14 protein-coding genes are annotated in these 18,240 nt (G+C 74.9%); 7 read left to right on the top strand and 7 right to left on the bottom strand.

The genetic code is table 11. The annotated features are described in order from the left end of the window. The 3 genes from ACIQCH_RS19380 to ACIQCH_RS19370 form a co-directional block, all read right to left on the bottom strand. Entirely contained in the window at nt 1-846 is an 846-nt protein-coding gene (locus ACIQCH_RS19380) for a helix-turn-helix transcriptional regulator (RefSeq protein WP_402582351.1), read from the bottom strand. Nucleotides 847-980: 134 nt separating this feature from the next. Continuing rightward, a complete protein-coding gene (locus tag ACIQCH_RS19375; protein ID WP_402582350.1) occupies nt 981-1,946 on the bottom strand; it encodes an AraC family transcriptional regulator in 966 nt (321 codons plus the stop codon). Between the two features lie 58 nt (nt 1,947-2,004). Then, nucleotides 2,005-2,934 carry a sigma factor-like helix-turn-helix DNA-binding protein gene (locus ACIQCH_RS19370; RefSeq protein ID WP_402582348.1) on the bottom strand — a complete coding sequence of 310 codons (930 nt, stop codon included), beginning with the start codon at nt 2,932-2,934 and terminating at the stop codon, nt 2,005-2,007. 175 nt (nt 2,935-3,109) lie between these two features. Here ACIQCH_RS19370 and ACIQCH_RS19365 point away from each other — a divergent pair, with 175 nt between their 5' ends. From ACIQCH_RS19365 to ACIQCH_RS19335, 7 genes are all read left to right on the top strand, one after another. Further along, nucleotides 3,110-3,439: an ATP-binding protein gene (locus ACIQCH_RS19365; protein ID WP_402582346.1), complete on the top strand. Its 330-nt coding sequence runs from the start codon at nt 3,110-3,112 to the stop codon at nt 3,437-3,439. After that, entirely contained in the window at nt 3,436-5,361 is a 1,926-nt protein-coding gene (locus tag ACIQCH_RS19360; RefSeq protein ID WP_402582344.1) for a hypothetical protein, read from the top strand. Before ACIQCH_RS19365 ends, ACIQCH_RS19360 begins: the two co-directional genes overlap by 4 nt. A 103-nt stretch (nt 5,362-5,464) precedes the next feature. Then, nucleotides 5,465-6,991, top strand: coding sequence for a glutamine synthetase (locus ACIQCH_RS19355; protein WP_402582342.1), 1,527 nt, complete (start codon nt 5,465-5,467; stop codon nt 6,989-6,991). Nucleotides 6,992-7,103: 112 nt separating this feature from the next. Further along, on the top strand, nt 7,104-8,390 hold the full coding sequence (gene purB, locus ACIQCH_RS19350) for an adenylosuccinate lyase (protein ID WP_402582340.1): 1,287 nt from the start codon (nt 7,104-7,106) through the stop codon (nt 8,388-8,390). Between the two features lie 78 nt (nt 8,391-8,468). Continuing rightward, on the top strand, nt 8,469-9,077 hold the full coding sequence (locus tag ACIQCH_RS19345; RefSeq protein ID WP_402582338.1) for a GNAT family N-acetyltransferase: 609 nt from the start codon (nt 8,469-8,471) through the stop codon (nt 9,075-9,077). Then, nucleotides 9,074-10,117, top strand: a complete 1,044-nt coding sequence (locus tag ACIQCH_RS19340; RefSeq protein WP_402582336.1) for a C45 family autoproteolytic acyltransferase/hydolase — start codon at nt 9,074-9,076, stop codon at nt 10,115-10,117. Before ACIQCH_RS19345 ends, ACIQCH_RS19340 begins: the two co-directional genes overlap by 4 nt. Nucleotides 10,118-10,259: 142 nt before the next feature. Further along, nucleotides 10,260-11,186: a response regulator transcription factor gene (locus tag ACIQCH_RS19335; protein WP_402582334.1), complete on the top strand. Its 927-nt coding sequence runs from the start codon at nt 10,260-10,262 to the stop codon at nt 11,184-11,186. Nucleotides 11,187-11,302: 116 nt separating this feature from the next. Here the strand turns inward: ACIQCH_RS19335 and pcaB are convergent, their stop codons facing one another. The 4 genes from pcaB to ACIQCH_RS19315 all read right to left on the bottom strand — a co-directional run bounded on the left by pcaB (nt 11,303) and on the right by ACIQCH_RS19315 (nt 18,161). Continuing rightward, nucleotides 11,303-12,745: a 3-carboxy-cis,cis-muconate cycloisomerase gene (gene pcaB, locus ACIQCH_RS19330; RefSeq protein WP_402582332.1), complete on the bottom strand. Its 1,443-nt coding sequence runs from the start codon at nt 12,743-12,745 to the stop codon at nt 11,303-11,305. After that, nucleotides 12,742-14,769: an FAD/NAD(P)-binding protein gene (locus ACIQCH_RS19325; RefSeq protein ID WP_402582330.1), complete on the bottom strand. Its 2,028-nt coding sequence runs from the start codon at nt 14,767-14,769 to the stop codon at nt 12,742-12,744. Before ACIQCH_RS19325 ends, pcaB begins: the two co-directional genes overlap by 4 nt. A 284-nt stretch (nt 14,770-15,053) precedes the next feature. Next, nucleotides 15,054-16,526, bottom strand: coding sequence for an FAD-dependent monooxygenase (locus ACIQCH_RS19320; RefSeq protein ID WP_402582329.1), 1,473 nt, complete (start codon nt 16,524-16,526; stop codon nt 15,054-15,056). A 156-nt stretch (nt 16,527-16,682) separates the two neighbouring features. Beyond that, on the bottom strand, nt 16,683-18,161 hold the full coding sequence (locus ACIQCH_RS19315; protein ID WP_402582328.1) for an FAD-dependent monooxygenase: 1,479 nt from the start codon (nt 18,159-18,161) through the stop codon (nt 16,683-16,685). Between the last annotated feature and the right edge of the window lie 79 nt (nt 18,162-18,240).

Genomic DNA, 18,240 nt, shown 5'->3' with positions numbered 1-18,240 from the left:
TCACGGCGCGGGCGCCGCGGACACCAGCCGGAGGTGGCCCGCGGCCCGGCGCCGGTCGTCGGTGCCGTCGAGCGGGGTGGCGGCGGTGGAGGGACACCCGGGGGGCGGCACGAAGGTGAGCGGGGGGACGAGCTCGGGCACCGCCAGCAGGACCGGTGGGTCGGTCGGCCGGCTCGGGCGCAGCCGCACCGCCGCGCTGGTGGCGCCGTCGGCGGTCACCGTCACGGGCAGCACGCCGCGTCCCCCGACGAGCGGGGTCCGGTGGGCCGTCGGATCGGGTCCGAGTCCGTCGGCCACCGCCACCGCGAGCAGGTACCAGCTCCCCTCGGGGACGTTCCGCAGGGAGTAGCAGCACGGCCGGCCGCTCGGCACGTCCAGGACGGCCGAGGCGACGCACGGGTGCTGGACGACGGGCGTGGCGAAGGCCCCCAGGAACACCCGGGCGTTCCCGAGACCCTCCGGCAGGCTGATCGTCCCGCCGACCGCGCCCAGTCCCGGCCACGGGCCGGGCACCGGGGCCGGCAGTCCGTCCCCGCCGTCCCGCGCCAGCCGGCGGAACCGGCCGGGGGACACTCCCACGCTGGCCGTGAAGTAGTTCGTGAACGAGCCGAGGCTGTTGTACCCGACCGCGCGGGAGACCTCGGCGATGCTCATCGAGGTCTGCTCGATCAACCGCTTGGCCTCGTGGATGCGGACCGCGGCCAGGAACCTGCCGGGGGTGAGCCCGGTCTCCTCCTTGAAGAGCCGTGTGAAATAGAACCGGCTGAGCAGGGCGCTTTCTGCGATCCGGGCCAGGGCCAGGGGCTCACCGTAATGCTCCCGAATACACGCGATCGCCCTTTCCACCGCCGTATCCATGCGCACCTCGCTACGTGTAGACCGAGCAGCAGCCTGGCGCGTGCACATCGCGCTCAGCTCGAATGGCGCTAGGGATCCGGAGCCGCCGATTCCATGCACTGCGACGCCCCGCACCGCGGGTGCTACCCCGCTGCGGACGCCACGGCGGGGGTGCGCGTGCGGAATTCCTGGGGACTGGTGCCGCGGATGCGCTTGAAGGCCGCGCTGAGGGCGAAGGCGCTGCCGTAGCCGACCCGGTGGGCGACGTGGGCGAGCGTCGCGTCCGGTTCGGCGCGCAGCAGGTCGGCGGCGAGCGCCAGGCGCCACCCCGTCAGGTACGCCATCGGCGGCTCGCCCACCACCTCCGTGAAGCGGCGGGCCAGCGCGGCCCGCGAGACGCCGGCGCGCCCCGCGAGGGCCGCCACCGTCCAGCCGTACGCCGGCTCCTCGTGCAGCAGCCGCAGCGCGGGGCCGACCACCGGGTCGCCGTACGCCCGGTACCAGGAGGGCGAACCGCTGCCCGGGTCGCCGAGCCAGCCGCGCAGCACGCCGATGAGCAGCAGGTCCAACAGCCGGTCCAGGACGATTTCCTGGCCGGGCCGGTCCTTGTCGATCTCCTCGCCGAGCAGCCGTACGAGCGTGCGGTCGGCGGTGTCGACGGACCGCACCAGCAGCGGCGGGAGGGCGTCGAGCAGCCGGCGGCCGATCTCGCCGGGGGCGAGGTAGGTGCCGCTGAGCAGGACCGCCGCGTCGGCGCCGGGGTGCGCGGCGCCCCAGGTGCGCACGCCCAGCGACATCGACTCGCTGACGTCGGCGCCCGCGGCCGTGTGGCACCGCTGGTCGGGCCCGACCGTGACCTGCGGGGCGAGGCCGGGGGTGTCGGTGAGGGTGTACGGCTCGGGGCCGCGGGCGAGGGCGACGTCGCCGGGCCCGAGGGGGACCGGGTCACCGCCGTCGGGGACCACCCAACCGGTGCCGCGCACCAGGGTGACGACGGAGATCGGCGCCCGGTCCTCGATGCGCACCGACCAGCCGGGGTCGAACACCGACTTGAGCAGGAACGCGCCGCGCGCCTTGGGCCCGTCGAGGAGGCCGGTCAGGGTGTCCATCCCCCTCACTGTAGGCGCCGGACGCCCCGGCGGGGCCGGGACCCGGGTCGCGTACCGGTCAGTCCAGCGGCGCGAGGGTGAGGTGCCCCAGCCGGACCGGGTCGGTGATGATCTCGATGTCGAGGATCCTGCCGTCCTCGATCTCGAAGGCCATCACCCGGTAGCCCGCGCCGCCGTCGGCCGCGACGACGCCGGGCGCTCCGTCGACCAGCGCGGCCTGGGCGGAGCGGGCCGGGCGTGCGAAGGCCGAGGCGTGCCGGGCGACGGCTTCGGCGCCGCGGACCGCGGTCGGCCGTCCCGGGTGCACGGGATCGGCGTCGCTGCGCGCCACGACGTCGGGGGCGAGTACGTCGCGCACGGCGCGGACGTCCCCGCCCCCGGCCGCGGTGAGGAAGGCGTCGACGACCTCGCGGTGCAGGTCGGGTTCGGGGGTCGGCACGCCGCCGCGCACCCGCCGGCGGGCCCGGTCGGCCAACCGCCGGGCGGCGGCGGGCGAGCGGTCGAGGACGTCGGCGAGGTCCTCGTACGGGGTGCCGAAGACGTCGTGGAGGACGAGGGCGAGGCGTTCCGCGGGGTCGAGGCCGTCGAGGACCACGAGCAGCGCCGCCCCGACGGCGTCGGCCAGCCGGCCGCGGGGGCCCGGCCCGTCGGCGGACCCGGCCGGTTCCGCCGGTCGCGGGTGCCGGCCCCGGTCCGGGGCCTCCTGCCCGGCCGGCGCGACGGCGTCCCGGCTCCCGCGCGGGGGGCCGTCCGCGGCGGCCGCGCGCCGCCGGTGCAGGGCGTCCAGGCACACCCGGACGACGACCGCGGTGAGCCAGCCCTCGACGTCGTCGGAGCCGCCGTCCGTGCCGCCACCCGACACCCGCCGCCGCGCCCGCTCGAGGGCCCGGTCCGCCTCCGGTGCCGAGCCCAGCATCCGGTGGGCCGCCTCCCACAGGCGGCCCCGGTGCTGCTCGAAGAGCCCTGCGAGGAACTCCTGCTGGTCCATGTACCCACCTCTCGTTTCCCGGCCCTCACCGCAGTGACGGGGCCGCCCGGTCGGATGTGACGCGCTCCAGCACGCCCCGACCGGGGTTCAGGAGTTGGTCGAGAGGACCCCAGGATGCTCGGAGCGTCCGTTCGAGCCGTCATCGACACGACGTCTAAGGGGTCCCATGCCGCCCGTGGAAAACAACGCTTCGTCGGATGCGCCGTCCGGGCGAGACCTGAGGATCGCCACGCGCAGCCGCGACGGCAACTGGAGCAAGCCCCCGCGCCGCATCGAGAAGTCCGAGTGCATCACCTGCGACACCTGTCTGCGCAGCTGTCCGGAGAAGTTCGGCGCGATCTTCGACCGCGGGCTCGACGTCGTGATCATCCCCGAGCTGTGCTCGGGCTGCCCCGTCTGCGTCCTCGAGTGCCCGGTCGACTGCATCTACGTCGACGAGGACTGGACGCCCACCGACGACGCGATGTGGAGCCACATCGCACTCACCGGGGAAGGTGCCGCATGACCGCGCCCGTAGACCGCGACGGCTCCCGCCGAGCCGCCAACGCCCGCAAGCGCCAGAGCCGGCGGCCCAGCCGCCTGGGCCTGGCGGCCGGCGCCACGCCCAAGCCGGACCGGGTGCGCGAGGAGGACGCCGGGTTCCCCGGGCTGCTGGCCCGGGTGTGGCGCAAGGCGTCGGCCGCCGCCGACCTGCGCTCGGCCCTGGACACCCTGCTCACGCTCGACGGGCACGTGCCCGCGGAGGTCCAGGCGGGCGGCCTGCGCACCGCGGACGCCGCCGCGCTGAAGGTCGTCGCCGGCCTGGCCGGCGACGCCCGGGAACCGGCCGGGGCGGTCGCGGACTCCGTGGAGCGCACCGCGTTCCTCGGGGAGATCGGCCTGACCACCGGCGGCCGGGTCGTCGTCCGCGTCCCGTCCCAGCAGCCGCTCGCCAAGCAGCACAGGCTGGTCGCCGGCGTGCTGCGGGTGCCGTGGACCCAGGGCCACCTGGACGCCTACCGGCACGAGGTGACGACGGCTCAGGAGCGGTTCGCCGACTACGCGGCCGACAGCCGCCGCTGGCTGGCGGAGCAGGGCGACGAGGGTCGCACGGCGCTGCTGGCGCAGCTGACCGAGGCCGCGCAGCGCACCGCCCCGTTCATGCTCTACATCGAGGACAAGCAGTACACGAACTTCCGCGACACCAACACGGTCGTGGGCAAGACGCTGTGGCCGGGCCACCCGGACTGCGTGTTCGGCAGCCTGGCCGGCCTGCCGCTGGAGCTGTGGTCGGACCACGACGCCCTGCTGGTCGTGGGCATCACCCTGCTCATCCGCTCGGCCGGGTACGGCCGGATCGAGGAGGCCAACGGCTCGCAGCTCACCCCGGACAACGTGGGCCGCCTGCTGGAGCACACCCGCCGCAACTACAACGGCGCGCTGGGCGGGGAGCGGATCCCCGCGGCCGGTCCCGACGCCGGCATCGACGCGCTGATGGACCTGGCCACGGCACTGGGCGCGCACCGCCCCGAGGTGGCCCGCACCGTCCAGCTGTACCGCGAGATCCACGGCGCCCTGATCCACAAGGTGGAGAAGGTCGCGGCCCCGTACGGCGAGGTGGCCGCGGACCGGGACCGCCAGGTCACCGAGCACCTGCGCGCCGCGCTGCCCGTGGTCGGCGACCGGCTGGCCGAGCTGCGGCTCGCCGACGACGCCGACCCGGCCTGGCTGGCCCGGCCGTACGGCGGGTTCGGCACCGGTCTGGAGGCGGCCGTGTACGAGGCGGTCGCCGCGACCACCGCCGCGTTCAAGGCCGACTTCTCGATGAGCCGCGGCATCCGGTCGCTGCCGGAGCTGGTCCGCGCGCTGCGCGCGGAGGCCTGGGACGAGATCACCACCTGGGGCATCACGGACTTCTTCTGCTGCGTGGTCCCCGCGCCGGAGGCCCGGCGGCACTACGGCGACTCGCTCGCCACGCTCGCCGACACCGCCTGGGCGATGTCCTCGCGCATGCAGTACAACTCCTGGCACTTCATCGCCGGCAACCTGCCGCGGACCCAGAAGGTCCTGGAGCGCGACCACTTCGTGCCGCCCACCATCCCCGACATCGCCCACTTCTCCGACCAGCACCACCACGGGCACGTCAACAACATGGTGCGCTTCACGATCCGCAGCCCCCAGTCGGTGGAGGTGTGCGGCCGGCCCTTCAACGGGTTCATGGACCTGCGCATCGTCCGCGCCGACGGCGAGCCGTACACCGAGCAGGAGATGCTCGCGGCGCACCAGGTGGCCGCCTTCATCGCCCGGATGACGCAGCAGGCGGCCGCGCTCGCCGAGCAGGGGGAGCAGGCCGAGGTGACGGCCTTCGACTCCGGCTGGCACTGGACGTCCGTCACCGGCACCCCGGTCGAGCGCGCCGGTACCGAGCCGGCCCGGCCCCGCGTCTAGCCCCGCGTCTAGCCCCGCGTCGAGTCGACGCCCCGGCGGCCCGCCGGGGCGACCCCCTCCCCGGCGGCCCCCGTCGGCCCCTGACGAAAGGACGCTCCCCGTCATGTATTCCAGGTCATGGTCGACCCCCGCCGCGGAGGGCAGCGTCGGGAGCCCCGCGTTCGTCGCCGAGCACGGGCTCTGGGACGACGCCCGGCTCGCGGCCGCCGAGCGGATCGAGGCGGGACTGGACGGGATCGACTTCGTCCGCCTGGTGTGGGGCGACCCGCACGGCCTGGTGCGCTCCAAGACGCTGACCGCCCGCACCTTCCGGGGCGTGCTGCGCAACGGCATGAACTACAGCCCCGGCCCGTTCCTGAAGGACACCGCCTGCACCACCGCGGTGGACTACCGGGGCGAGCACGGCATCGGCGTCGAGGAGATCGCCGGCCTGGGCAACTTCGTGCTGGTGCCCGACCCGCTGACCTTCCTGGTGCTGCCCGACGAGGGGGCGCGCACCGCCTGGGTGATCGGCGACGAGTACCTGCGCGACGGCCGCCCCCACCCGCTGTCCTCGCGGCACGTGCTGCACCGGGTGCTGGACCGGTACGCCGGCCGCGGGCTGGCGCCCGTACTCGGCCTGGAGGTCGAGTGGTACCTGGCGCGCCGCCTGGACGACGAGCCGGGCAACGAGGGCAACGGCTTCGGCCTGCAGGGCCCGGCCCCGCGGGTGGCCGCCATGAACGCGGGCTACCAGTTCAACCTGGACGCCGCGTACGACACGGTCGCCCCGGTCACCGACCCGCTGGCCCTGGCCCTGCTCGGCCTGGGGCTGCCGGTGCGGTCGATGGAGCACGAGATGGGCCCCGGGCAGGTGGAGACCACCTTCGACCCCATGTCGGCGCTGGACACGGCGGACGCCATGCTGTTCTTCCGCGTCTTCACCAAACGCTGGTGCGCGGCCCGGGGCCTGCACGCCTCGTTCATGTCGCAGCCGGCGATCGCCGGGGCCGACCCGAGCGGCTGGCACCTGAACCAGTCCGTCCTGGAGACCGCCACCGGCCGCAACGTCTTCAGCGCCGAGGGCCTCTCGGTGGGGCTCTCCCCCACGAGCAAGGCGTACGCCGAGGGCCTGCGGGACTGGCTGCGCGACCTGTTCCTGCTCTCGGTGCCCACGGTCAACGGCTACCAGCGCCTGGGCACGCAGCACGCCCTGTCCCCGACCCGGGTGGACCTGAGCCTGGAGTCGCGCACGGCCATGCTGCGCGTGGTCGGCTCGGGCGCCGGCGCGCACATCGAGAACCGCATCGGCGAGCCGAGCGCGAACCCGTACCTGAACATCGCCGCCCAGTTGTTCGCGGGCCTGGAGGGCCTGGAGTCCCTGGAGGGTCCGCAGGGCCCGGAGGGCGCGGCCGGACCGGCCGGAGGCCGGGAGCCCGGCCGCGACATCGTGCCGCAGTCGCTGCGCGAGGCGCTGGAGGCGTTCACGGCGGGCCGGGCCGCCCGGCTGCTGGGCGAACCGCTGGCCGCCTGCCTGGCCAAGCTCAAGGAGAGCGAGGTGCGCCGGTACGAGGCCTGGGCCCGGCACGCCGCGCCGGTGCCGGGCCAGGTCACCGAATGGGAGCAGCGCGAGTACTTCGCGGCCTTCTGACACCCCGCAACCCGTCGCGCGGGGTGGGCGCGCACCGCCGCCCCACCGTCCGCCGCCCGCACGGTGGCCGCCCCGTCGGCCACCACCACCACAACCCGACGAAGGCTGTCCCATGATTCCTCGCTTCACCCTGCCCGAGATGGCGAGCCTCTTCTCGGACGAGTACCGGTACGAGACCTACGTCCGCGTGGAGATCCTCGCGACCGAGGCACAGGTGCGGCTCGACCGCGTACCCGCCGCGGTCCTCGACGACATGCGTGCGGCCAAGACCCCGCTGCCGTCCCGGGTCGTGGAGATCCAGAAGGAGCGGGACCACGAGGTCCTCTCGTTCCTCACGGCCTACACGGAGCAGATGCCGGAGTCCTCGGCCCGCTGGGTGCACCTGGGGATGACCAGCTACGACCTGGTCGACACGGCCCTCGGCTTCACCCTGGCGCAGGCCTGCGACGTCCTCCTCTCCGCCGGGCGGCGGCTGCGCGCGGTGCTGGTCGAGCGGGCCTTCGAGCACTGGGACACCGTGATGGTGGGCCGCACCCACGGCGTGCACGCCGAACCCACCACCTTCGGCCACAAGCTGGGCGGCTACGCGTTCGCCGTCGAGCGGTCCCTGGAGCGGCTGGTGGCCGCCCGCGAGGCCGTCGCGGTGGGGACGGTCTCCGGCGCGGTCGGCACGTACTCGCTCATCGACCCGGCCGTCGAGGAGTACGTGTGCGAGCAGCTGGGCCTGGGCGTGGAGCCCTCCCCCAGCCAGGTCGTGTCCCGCGACCGGCACGCGCAGCTGCTGCAGGCGGTGGCCGCGCTGGGCGCCTGCATCGAGCAGATCGCGCTGGAACTGCGGCTGCTGCAGCGCACCGAGGTGCGTGAGGTGGAGGAGCAGCGGGTGGAGGCGTACCAGGGCTCCAGCGCCATGCCGCACAAGGCCAACCCGACCGGCAGCGAGCTGTTGTGCGGACTGGCGCGGCTGCTGCGCGGGTACGCGAACATGGCGCTGGAGAACGTGGCGCTGTGGCACGAGCGGGACCTGGCCCACCAGGCGGTGGAGAAGGTGCTGCTGCCCGACGCGATGACCGTGGCGCACTTCCAGACGGTCAAGGCCGCCGAGATCCTGGAGAACCTGCGGATCAACCCGGACCACATGCGCAACTCGCTGGCCGCCACCCACGGCCTGGTGTGCTCCTCGTCGGTGCTGGTGGAGCTGCTGGAGGCGGGCGTCGAGCGCGACCAGGCCTACCGGGCGGTGCAGTCGGCGGCCCGCAAGACCGCCGAGTACGGGCAGAACTTCGGCGAGGCGCTGGCCGAGGAGGGCATCGAGACCAGCGCCCGGACGCCCGACGACTTCCTCGTCAACCACGGTGTGGTGCACACCCGGTTGGAGCAGCTTCGCAAGCTGGCTGAGTGATCACCGAGTGCTCTTGGAACGGTCTCCCCGGCCGTCCACACTGACCTTCTGTCCGCAACTCGCCACACGGAGCCCCCTATGAGCTGGTCCGAGAAAGTCGCCACCACCCTGGAGAACGAACACGTCCTGCTGACCCCGATCGGCGAGGCCGACCGGGAGGGCGTCCGCGCGGTGGCACTGGACCCGGAGATCTGGCGCTACTTCACCGTGGTCGTCGGCGACGACGCCGACTTCGAGGCGTTCTTCGAGTCCAACCTCGCCGAGCACACGGCCGGCCGCCGCGCCGTCTACGTGATCCGGGACAAGCAGAGCGGCCGGATCGCGGGCAGCATGAGCCTGCTGAGCTTCGCCGAGAAGGACCGCCGGCTGGAGATCGGGGCCTCCTGGCTGGGCCACGACTTCCGCGGCAAGGGCATCAACCACTGGGCGAAACTGCTGCTGCTCCAGCACTCCTTCGAGGTGCTGGAGGCCGAGCGGGTGGAGTTCAAGACGGACCAGCTCAACGTCCAGGCCCGCAAGGGCCTGCGCAACATCGGCGCCACCGAGGAGGGCACCCTGCGCTCCTTCAACTACATGCCGGGCGGCCGCCGCCGCGACGCGGTCTTCTACAGCATCCTGCGCGCCGAGTGGCCGCAGGTGCTCGACGCGCTCTCCCAAGGCCCGAAGAAGGCGGCCACCCCCGCATGAGCGTCGCGTACGTGAAGGCCGTCGGCACCCCCTTCGAGCTGGGGCACGCCCACGGGGCGGCACTCGCCGGCCCGCTGCGGGCGTTCCTCGACGACGGCCTGGCACGGCTGGACCACCTCACCGACGGGCCGCTGACGTTCACCGGGCTGCTGCCGTCGATCTCCGCGTACCGGGCGGCGATCGCGGCGGCGGTCCCGGACCTGGCCGAGGAGGTGGCGGGGCTGGCCGCGGGGGCCGGGATCTCCGAGGACGAGGCGTGGCTGCTGCAGCTGCGCCGCGAGGTGATGGGCTACACCGGGGTGCCCACCGCCGGGGACTGCACGTCGTACGCGCGCACCGGGCCGGCCGCCCGGCCGGTGCTGGCGCAGACGGTGGACCTCAACGCGGACATCGACAGCCACATCGCGGTGCTGTCGCTGGCCCGGGCGGGGGCGCCGCGCCGGGTGACGGTGCTCAGCTTCGCGGGCCTGCTCGGCTACCTGGGCATGAACAGCGACGGGCTGGCCATCGGGCTGAACCTCGTGACCGACGGCCAGTGGCGGCCGGGCATCACCCCCTATCTGGCCATCCGCCACCTGCTGGACGGTGCCGGGAGCGTGGACGAGGCCCTGGAGATGCTGGCCGGGCTCACCCTGTCCAGCTCGCGCAACCTGGTGCTGTGCGACCGGCGGCGCGCGGTGTACGCCGAGATGTGCGGGACCGAGCTGCGGGTGACCGAGCCCGCCGCGCGGGAGGCCGTGCACACCAACCACTACCTGCACGAGGACTTCACCCCGCTCGACCGGCAGTCGGCCCCCGACCGGGTCAACTCCGACGAGCGGCTGGAGGCCGTGGCCGAGGGGCTGGCCGGCCTCGGCCCGCAGGCCGCCCCGGAGGAGCACTTCGGCGTGCTGTCCCGGCCACCGGTCTGCATCGCCGCCCACGGGGACTTCCGCCTGGAGCGGACGGTGGCCTCCGTGGTCATGCTCCCCGGGGCGGGCGAGCTGCACCTGCGGGCGGGCGACCCCAACCACAGCGCCACCGAGGTGTTCGCGGTGTAGGGCGGGTGCCGGCCGCGGACCGTACCGGCGAGCGGCGGGTACCCGTGGACCGGCACTGCACCAGGATTCGACCACGTGCCGCTAGCGTCGGGGCCGGAGGCGTCCGGACCGGTCCGGACCCGCCACGACCCCCGGGGGAGGCATGAGTCAGGTTCAGGCGCAGGTACTGCCGGAGCACCAGACGTCCGCTCCGCACCCCGAGCACGAGGGGACGCGGGCCCGCCCGCCGGTACGGGAAGCGCGGCCGCCGAGCCCCGGATCCCCTGGCCCGTGGCCGCCCGCCCCGCACGTGCTCGGCCAGCGGGGGCCCGTCCAGAGCGCCCCCGCACCGGGCGCCCTCGGCCAGACCTCGTTGCGCGACGTACTGGGCGGGGCCGCCCCGCGGCCGGCGCCCGCGGTCTCCGGGCGCCGCATCCTGGTCGTGGGCGCCGACGCCGGTGACGGGCTGTCGAACCAGCTGCGCCGGCACGGCCACACCTGCACCAGGGCGGCCCACGGCGGCGCGGCCCTGCAGGCCTACGGCAGCGCCGACCTCGTCCTGCTCGACCTCGAACTGCCCGACCTGGACGGGCTGGAGGTGTGCCGGGCGATCCGGTCGGTCAGCCGGGTGCCGCTCATCATCGTCACCTCCCGCGAGTCCGAGATCGACTGCGTGCTCGGACTCCAGGCGGGCGCGGACGACTACGTCACCAGGCCCTTCGGGATCCGCGAGCTGATGGCCCGGATCGAGGCCGTCATGCGCCGCGTGCAGTGGCAGCCGGCCGCCGCCGCGGTCCCGGCCCAGGAGATCCTCCGGCACGGCCGGCTGCGCATCGACGTGGGCTCCCGCGAGGTGACCGTCGACGGCACGCCGGTCACCCTCACGCGCAAGGAGTTCGACCTGCTGTGCCTGCTGGCGCAGCATCCCGACGCCGTCGTGCCGCGCAGACAGCTGCTCCAGCAGGTGTGGGGCGACTCCTGGTCGCGCCGCACCGTGGACACCCATGTCAGCAGCGTGCGCGGGAAGCTGGGCGACCCCGGCTGGATCGTCACCGTGCGCGGGGTCGGCTTCCGCCTCGGCACCGTCTGACCCCCCGCCTCCGCCCCCGCCTCCCGCGGCCGTGCACCGGATCCCCAAGGGGCACGGCCCTGCTGCCGCGGGTGTCGCCGGCCCGTGAACGGGCCGGCGACACCGCGATCCCGTCCTCAGACCACGCAGGCGGTACGGCCCACCGTCTTCCGGGGCACCGGTGCCGAGCCGGCCAGCGCCCGGTCGACCAGCGGGCCGGCCGTGCCGGTGTAGCCGGCCGGGTCGAGCAGCGCGGTCAGCTCCGCGGGCGTGAGCACCCCCCGCAGCGCGTCGGACTCCGCCAGCACCTCGGCCAGCGGGCGGGCGGTCTCGGCGGCCCGCAGCGACGCCCGGGTCAGCAGTTCCTTCGCGGCCGCCTTGCCCAGCCTCGGGGCGAGCACCGCGGAGACCCGCTCGGAGACGAGCTGCCCGCCGGTGGCCGCCAGGTTGCCGGCCATCCGCTCGGGGTCCACGGTGAGCCCGCGGACCAGTTCCACGGCGGTGTGCGCGGCCCCGCCGGTCAGCCGCAGCGCCTCGCGCAGCGGCTGCCACTCGGCGTGCCAGACCCCCGCCGACCGCTCGTCCTCGTGCGGCAGGCACTGCGCGAGGACGGCGGCCAGCGCCGGGACCTGGAGGGCGGCGGAGCGGATCAGCGTCGACAGCACCGGGTTGCGCTTGTGCGGCATCGCCGAGGAGGCGCCCCGTCCGGCCACCGCCGGCTCGGCCACCTCCCCGATCTCGGTGCGGGCCAGCACCAGCACGTCGGCGGCGATCTTCCCCAGCGCCCCGGCGGTGTGCGCGAGGGCCGCGCCCAGGTCGGCGACCGGCGTGCGCAGCGCGTGCCAGGGGAGCACCGGTGCGGCCAGCCCGGTCTCGTCCGCGAACGCGGCCACCAGCTCGGCCAGGACGGCCGCCGGGTCGGCGTCGTCGCCCGCGTACTGGAGGTAGCCGGCCAGCGTGCCGGCCGCGCCGCCCAGGGAGACCGGCAGGCCGCCCCGGGCCAGCCGCTCCAGCCGCTCGGCGGATTCCAGGACCAGCTGGCGCCAGCCCGCCGCCTTCAGCCCGAAGGTGGTCGGCACGGCGTGCAGGGCGAGGGTGCGTCCCGCCATCACCGTGTCCCGGTGGTCGGCCGCCAGGCCGGCGAGGGCCCCGGCCACCGCCCTGAGGTCCGCGACGATCAGCCGCAGCGCCCGGGTCGCCACCAGCATCGCGCCGGTGTCGAAGACGTCCTGGCTGGTGGAGCCGCGGTGCACGTACTCGGCCGCCTCCGGCGAGCGGGCCGCGACCCGGGCGGTGAGCGCCGCGACCAGGCCCACCACCGGATTGGCGGTCTCCCGCGAGGCCAGCGCCAGCTCCCTGGTGTCGAAGTCCGAGGCCCGGGCGGCGGCGGTGATCGCGGCGGCCGCCGCGGGCGGGACCGTGCCGCACCGCGCCTGGGCGCGGGCCAGCGCGGCCTCCGCGTCGAGCATCGCCTGGACCCAGGCCTCGTCGGCGACGGCGGCCTCGACGGGGGTGCCGGCCCGGACCGGGGACAGCAGCCCCGTGTCCGGGCCCGCGGGGCGGTCGGCGGCCCGGCTCACGCGACCGCTCCCGCACCCGCGTTGCCGGACAGCGCCCGCCCCGCCGCGACCGCCGGCGCCCCGGGCAGCCGCAGCGCGGGGCGCGGCTCCGGCAGCGCCAGCACCGCCGCCGCGATGGCGTCGGAGTCCTCCAGCGTCACCGAGCCCACGCCCGGCCGGATGCCGGCCGCGGTCACCCAGTGCACGGCCTCGGTGGGCACCCCGTACGCGAACCGCCTGGGGTGCGGCGCCCCCTGCCCGTCGAGCAGGTGGTACGGGCGCTCCGACACGGCCAGGCCGCCGGTCTCGTACGACGAACCGTCCGCGCCCGCGACACGGTGGGTGCGGGCCTGACCGGTGCTCAGCAGCCGGTCCATCAGCGGATCGGCGGTGCGCCGCAGGTCGATCTCCGGCAGCCGGGCCTCGATCAGCACCGTGGCCCGCACCCGCAGGCCGGCGATGTCCGGTGAGGTGCCGACGAAGGCCGGGCCCGCGGGGTCGAGGGCGTCGGCGGCCACGTGCAGCCCCGGACCGGTCACGTCGAGGACGCCCGCGTCGATCAGGGCGGCCATCTCCTCGATGCGGGAGGCCGGCGGACCGATCGACAGGTAGGCGTTGAGCGGCGTGTACCAGCGGTCGAGCTCGTCGCGGTGCGAGTCGGCGTCGAGGCCGCCGTGGTCGATCGCCAGGCGCAGCTCGTTGCGCAGGTCGCGCAGCAGGTCGAGGGCCGCCTTGAACGGGCCGCTGACGTTGCCCTCCCGGGCCCGGCGCACGTCCTCGTCGAGGTAGCCGCGCAGCCAGCCGCGGAAGGAGGCCAGGTCCCGGAAGGTCCGCTCGCCGTACGGCCGGGCGACCGTGTCCCAGTCCCAGCGCTCGTCGTCGCCGATGCCGGCTGCGGTGAGCAGCGCGTCCTCGGCCCCGCCCTCACCGGCCCGCAGGAACGCCTCCGCGAAGGCGGCCACCGCGGCCGGTTCGGCGCGCTGCGCGAGCAGCGTCTCGTAGTAGACGGTGCGCACTTCCTTGGAGATCAGCGGCCACAGTTCGGTGCCGAAGCGGATCGGCTCCCCGTCCCGCACCCGGGCGCGCAGGGCCGCCACGAAGTCGGTGGTCAGCAGCCGCGGGTGGTAACGGCCGTGCGCGCCCTTCTCGTTCTCGCCGCGCGCCTGGTACGGCACGCCGCGGCGGGAGCCCGCGTACAGCCGCGGCTCGCGGCCCGAGGGGCAGTACACCAGACGGCCGTCGACGCGCTCGAACAGCCCGCCGCGGGCGTGCGTGAACAGCGCCATGTAGTCGAAGAAGTTCAGGCCCAGGCCGCGCAGCAGCACCGTCTCGCCGGGGGAGACGGCGGACAGGTCGACGTCCGCCGGGTTGCTCGGCGCGATGTAGGTCAGCCCGTGCCGGTCGGCGTACGCGGCGAACTCCCGCTCCGTGTCGGTCGGCCGCACCTGCACGTGGCCCTGCGCGAGCACCACCGCGCCCAGGCCCGTCAGCCGGGTGCCGTCCTCCAGGAGCACGGTCTGCGCCCCGCCGGGGCCCGCGCCGGGCTCGGCGTCCTCCAGGGCCACGGCGCGCGAGGCGTGCACGCGGATGGTGGTGTGCGCGGCCGCGCTCGCGGTCACCCGGCCGAACACCCAGGTCAGGTACTGGCCGTACAGGGCGCGGGTGGGGTACGTGTCCGGGCCCAGGTCGCGGGCCTCGGCAAGGGTCTCGTCGTCGTACGGCAGGCCCGTGCCGGGCGTCAGCGCGCTGGGGCCCAGCGCCTTGGCCCACTGGTACAGGCTCGGGCCCTCCTCCAGCGGCCCTTCGATGGCCACGCTGGCATCGGTGTAGACCGTCACCTGACAGGCGACGGTGTTCATCAGGAGGTGCCGGGACTGGGAGGGCCGCCAGACCCGGCCGGAGCCCGGTGGGTCCGGTTCCACGACGTGCACGGTCAGCTGGTCCCAGCGGGGGGACTTCCGCTCCTGCGCACAGAGCCGTTCCAGTACGGACAGCCCGCGGGGTCCGGCGCCGACAAGGCACACTTCCATACGTCCGCTGCTCACGAAGCACTCCGCTCAGGAGACGGGGGACGGCTGGACCGCGGCGCCGCCGCGTCGGCCCCGCCGGTGTGCCGGCCCGGCCTGCTCCCCGGGGGTCAGGGTGGTGTCCGCCAACGGTCGGTCCCGCCGCTCAACCAGGGCTCGGATCTGGGTGGAAGACCCGTCCTGGACCGGTTTGGGGCGCCTTCCCGGCCGCTCGGGCACGCGTACGGCGCCCCACGCGAGAGCACCCCCCGCGGGGCGCGGGGGGTGCTCTCGGGGCGGTCCCGGCGGAGTCGTCGGACGTCTCAGACGGAGCCGAACCAGCGCTCCAGCGCCTCCTGCAGGCCCACCTCGTCCGGGGCGGCCCAGGCGATGTAGCCGTCGGGGCGGACCAGCAGCGCGTGCGGGGCGTCCGGCACGTCCGCCCCGCCCTCGGCCCAGTCGCCGGTGACCGTGTCCACCCGGTCGCCCCAGCGCGCCGCGGTGGCGCGCAGCGCGTCGGAGTCGGCCGCCGCGGGGGTCACGAACAGCACGCCGCGGGCCGGCTTGAGCAGGTCCCGCACGGTGGCGGGGCTGCCGTCGGTGAGCTTGAGCGGGGTGTCGGGGCGCAGCCGCAGGCCGAGCCGCGGGTGGCTGCCGGGGCCCATGTCGTAGCGGACGTCGAGGCCGGAGACCTGGCCGGCCAGGTGGCGGGCGACCGGGACGTCCTGGACGAGCTCCTGGATGACCGCGCGCAGCGGCTCCATCTCCTCGCCGGAGAGGTAGAGCTTGGTCTGGGCGCGGGTGTTGCGCATGAGCAGCTCCCCGACCGGGTGCCGCTCGGACTGGAAGGTGTCGAGCAGGCCCTCGGGCGCCCGGCCCGTGATGGCGGCCGCCAGCTTCCAGCCGAGGTTGACCGCGTCCTGCACGCCCACGCTCATGCCCTGCGCGCCGGCCGGCATGTGGATGTGGGTGGCGTCGCCGGCCAGGAAGATCCGGCCCTTGCGGTACTGGGCGGCCTGCCGGGTGGTGTCGGTGAAGGAGCTGATCCAGCGGACATCGGCGTCGTGCAGGCGCTCGCCGGTCATGTCCTGCCAGGCGTCGGCGATGGTCTCGAACGTCAGGCCGCTCTTGTCCTCCGGCGGACGCAGCGACTCGTTGTGGATGACGATCCGGTGGACGCCGTCCTCCAGGTTGAAGGCCATGACCATGCCGCCGGGCACGCGCTCGCCGATCGGGCGCTGGCGCACGTTCGCGCCGACGATGTCGGCCATGTACATCCCGCGGGTGGGCTCCCAGCCGGGGAAGTCGATGCCGGCGAGCCGGCGGACGATGCTGCGGGCCCCGTCACAGCCGATCAGATAGCCCGCGCTCTCCTCGCCGCGGCCGGCGGGGCCCTCGTACTCGACGACGACGCCGTCCTCGGTCTCGCGGAAGCCGAGCACCTCGTGCTCGCGGCGGATCTCGACGCCCAGCTCCGTCAGCCAGCCCTCGAGGATCTCCTCGGTGCGGTACTGCGGGATGCCGCGGACGCTGAAGTGGTTGTCGTCCAGCTTCGAGAAGTCGATGTGGACCCCGCCGAAGTGGCCCTGGGCCCATTCGACCTCGCCGAAGCGCTCCAGCAGGCCGCGCTGGTCGAAGACCTCGGCCGCGCGCCGGGTGAAGCCCACGCCGCGGGACTCTCCGCTGGGCGCGGGGAGCTTCTCGAAGACGACGACGTCCGCGCCGCCCAGTTTCAGTTCGCCGGCGAGCATCAGCCCGACCGGCCCGGCGCCGACGATGATCGCGCCCTTTGCCATGTCCTACTCCTCAAACATCAAAGCCGCCGCGCATGGGGCAGCGCCGGGTCGGCGGTGGTCGCGTACGTGTGGCGGGACCCGACGCCCGACAGGGGGACGGTCGCCTCGGCGACCGTCCCGCTGCGGGGTGGGGCGGGGGTGTCGTGCGGCGGGCCGTCAGGCGGCCGCGGGCGCCCCGAACCAACGGGTGAGGGCGGCCTCGAGGTCGCCGCCGACCGGCGCCGCCCAGGCGATGTAGCCGTCGGGGCGGACCAGCACGGCCTGCGGGGCGTCCTGGTGGTCGGCCTCCTGGTCGGCCCAGGCGCCGGTGACGACGTCCACGCGGCCGGCCCAGCGGGCGGCGAGCTCGGCCGGGCCGCCGTCGCCGTCCGTGACGATCAGCACGCCGCGGCCTCCGTGCAGCAGCTCGGCGACCTTGGTGCGGGTGCCGTCGGCGAGCTCGACGGCCCGGTGCGGGGCCAGGCGCAGGCCCAGCGAGGGGTGCCCCTCGGTGCCCATGTCGTACCGGATGTGGAGGCCGGAGACGCGGCCGGCGAGCCGCCGGGCGGCCTCGGGCAGCGTGACGAGTTCGCGCACGACGGCGCGCAGCGGCTCCATCTCGTCGCCGGCGAGGTACAGCATCGACATGGAGTGCACGTCGCGCATCAGCTGCTCGCCGATCGGGTGGCGCTCGGCGTGGTAGGTGTCGAGCAGGGACTCGGGGGCGCGGTCGCCGAGCACGGCGGCGAGCTTCCAGCCGAGGTTGACGGCGTCCTGGAGGCCGACGCTGACGCCCTGGGCGCCGAGCGGGGCGTGGTCGTGGGCGGCGTCGCCGGCGAGGAAGACGCGGCCCTTGCGGTACTGGGCGGCCAGGCCGGTGGCGTTGGTCAGGGCGCACATCCAGGAGGCGGCGGCGCCGTGGATGTCCTCGCCGGTCAGGCGCTGCCAGGCGTCGGCGAGCTCCGAGAACTCCAGCTCGCCCTCACCGTGGTGCGGGCGGACGCCCGCCTCGTGGATGACGATGCGGTCCACACCCGGCTCCAGGGTGACGGACAGCACCATGCCGCCGCCCTCGATGCGCTCGCCGATGGGGCGCATGCGCACGTTCGCGCCGACGACGTCGGCCAGGTACATGCCGCGGGTGGCCTCGTCGCCGGGGAAGTCGATGTCGGCCAGGGTGCGCACGGTGGACTTGCCGCCGTCGCAGCCGACGACGTACGTGGCGGTGTCCTCGGTGTACCCGTCGGGGCCCTGGAAGCCGAGGACCACGCCGTCCCCGGTCTCGGTCAGGGTGGTCAGCTGGTAGCCGCGGCGCACCTCGACGCCGAGCTCGGCGACCCAGTTGCCGAGCGCCTCCTCGGTGACGGACTGGGCCAGGCCCATGACGCCGAAGTGGCTCTCCTCCAGCAGGGAGAAGTCGATGCGGACGCCGCCGTAGTGGCCCTGCTTGCCCCAGCGGATGTCGCCGAGCCTTTCGAGCAGTCCGCGCTGGTCGAGGACCTCCGCGGTACGGCTGGTGAACCCGAGGCCGCGCGACTCGCCGCTGGGGGCGGGCAGCTTGTCGTAGACGACGACGTCCGCGCCGCCGAGCCGCAGCTCACCCGCGAGCATCAGACCGACCGGTCCGGCGCCCACGATGATCGCGCTCTTTGCCATGTCGATTCCTCCATACAGACGATTGGTCACCAGGGAAGAGCAGGGGGGTCGAAGGGCGGTGCAGCGGGACCGCAGGATC

This window comes from Streptomyces sp. NPDC093225 (assembly GCF_044753805.1).
Taxonomy (GTDB): domain Bacteria; phylum Actinomycetota; class Actinomycetes; order Streptomycetales; family Streptomycetaceae; genus Streptomyces.
This window is presented reverse-complemented; position numbering and strand designations above follow the sequence as displayed.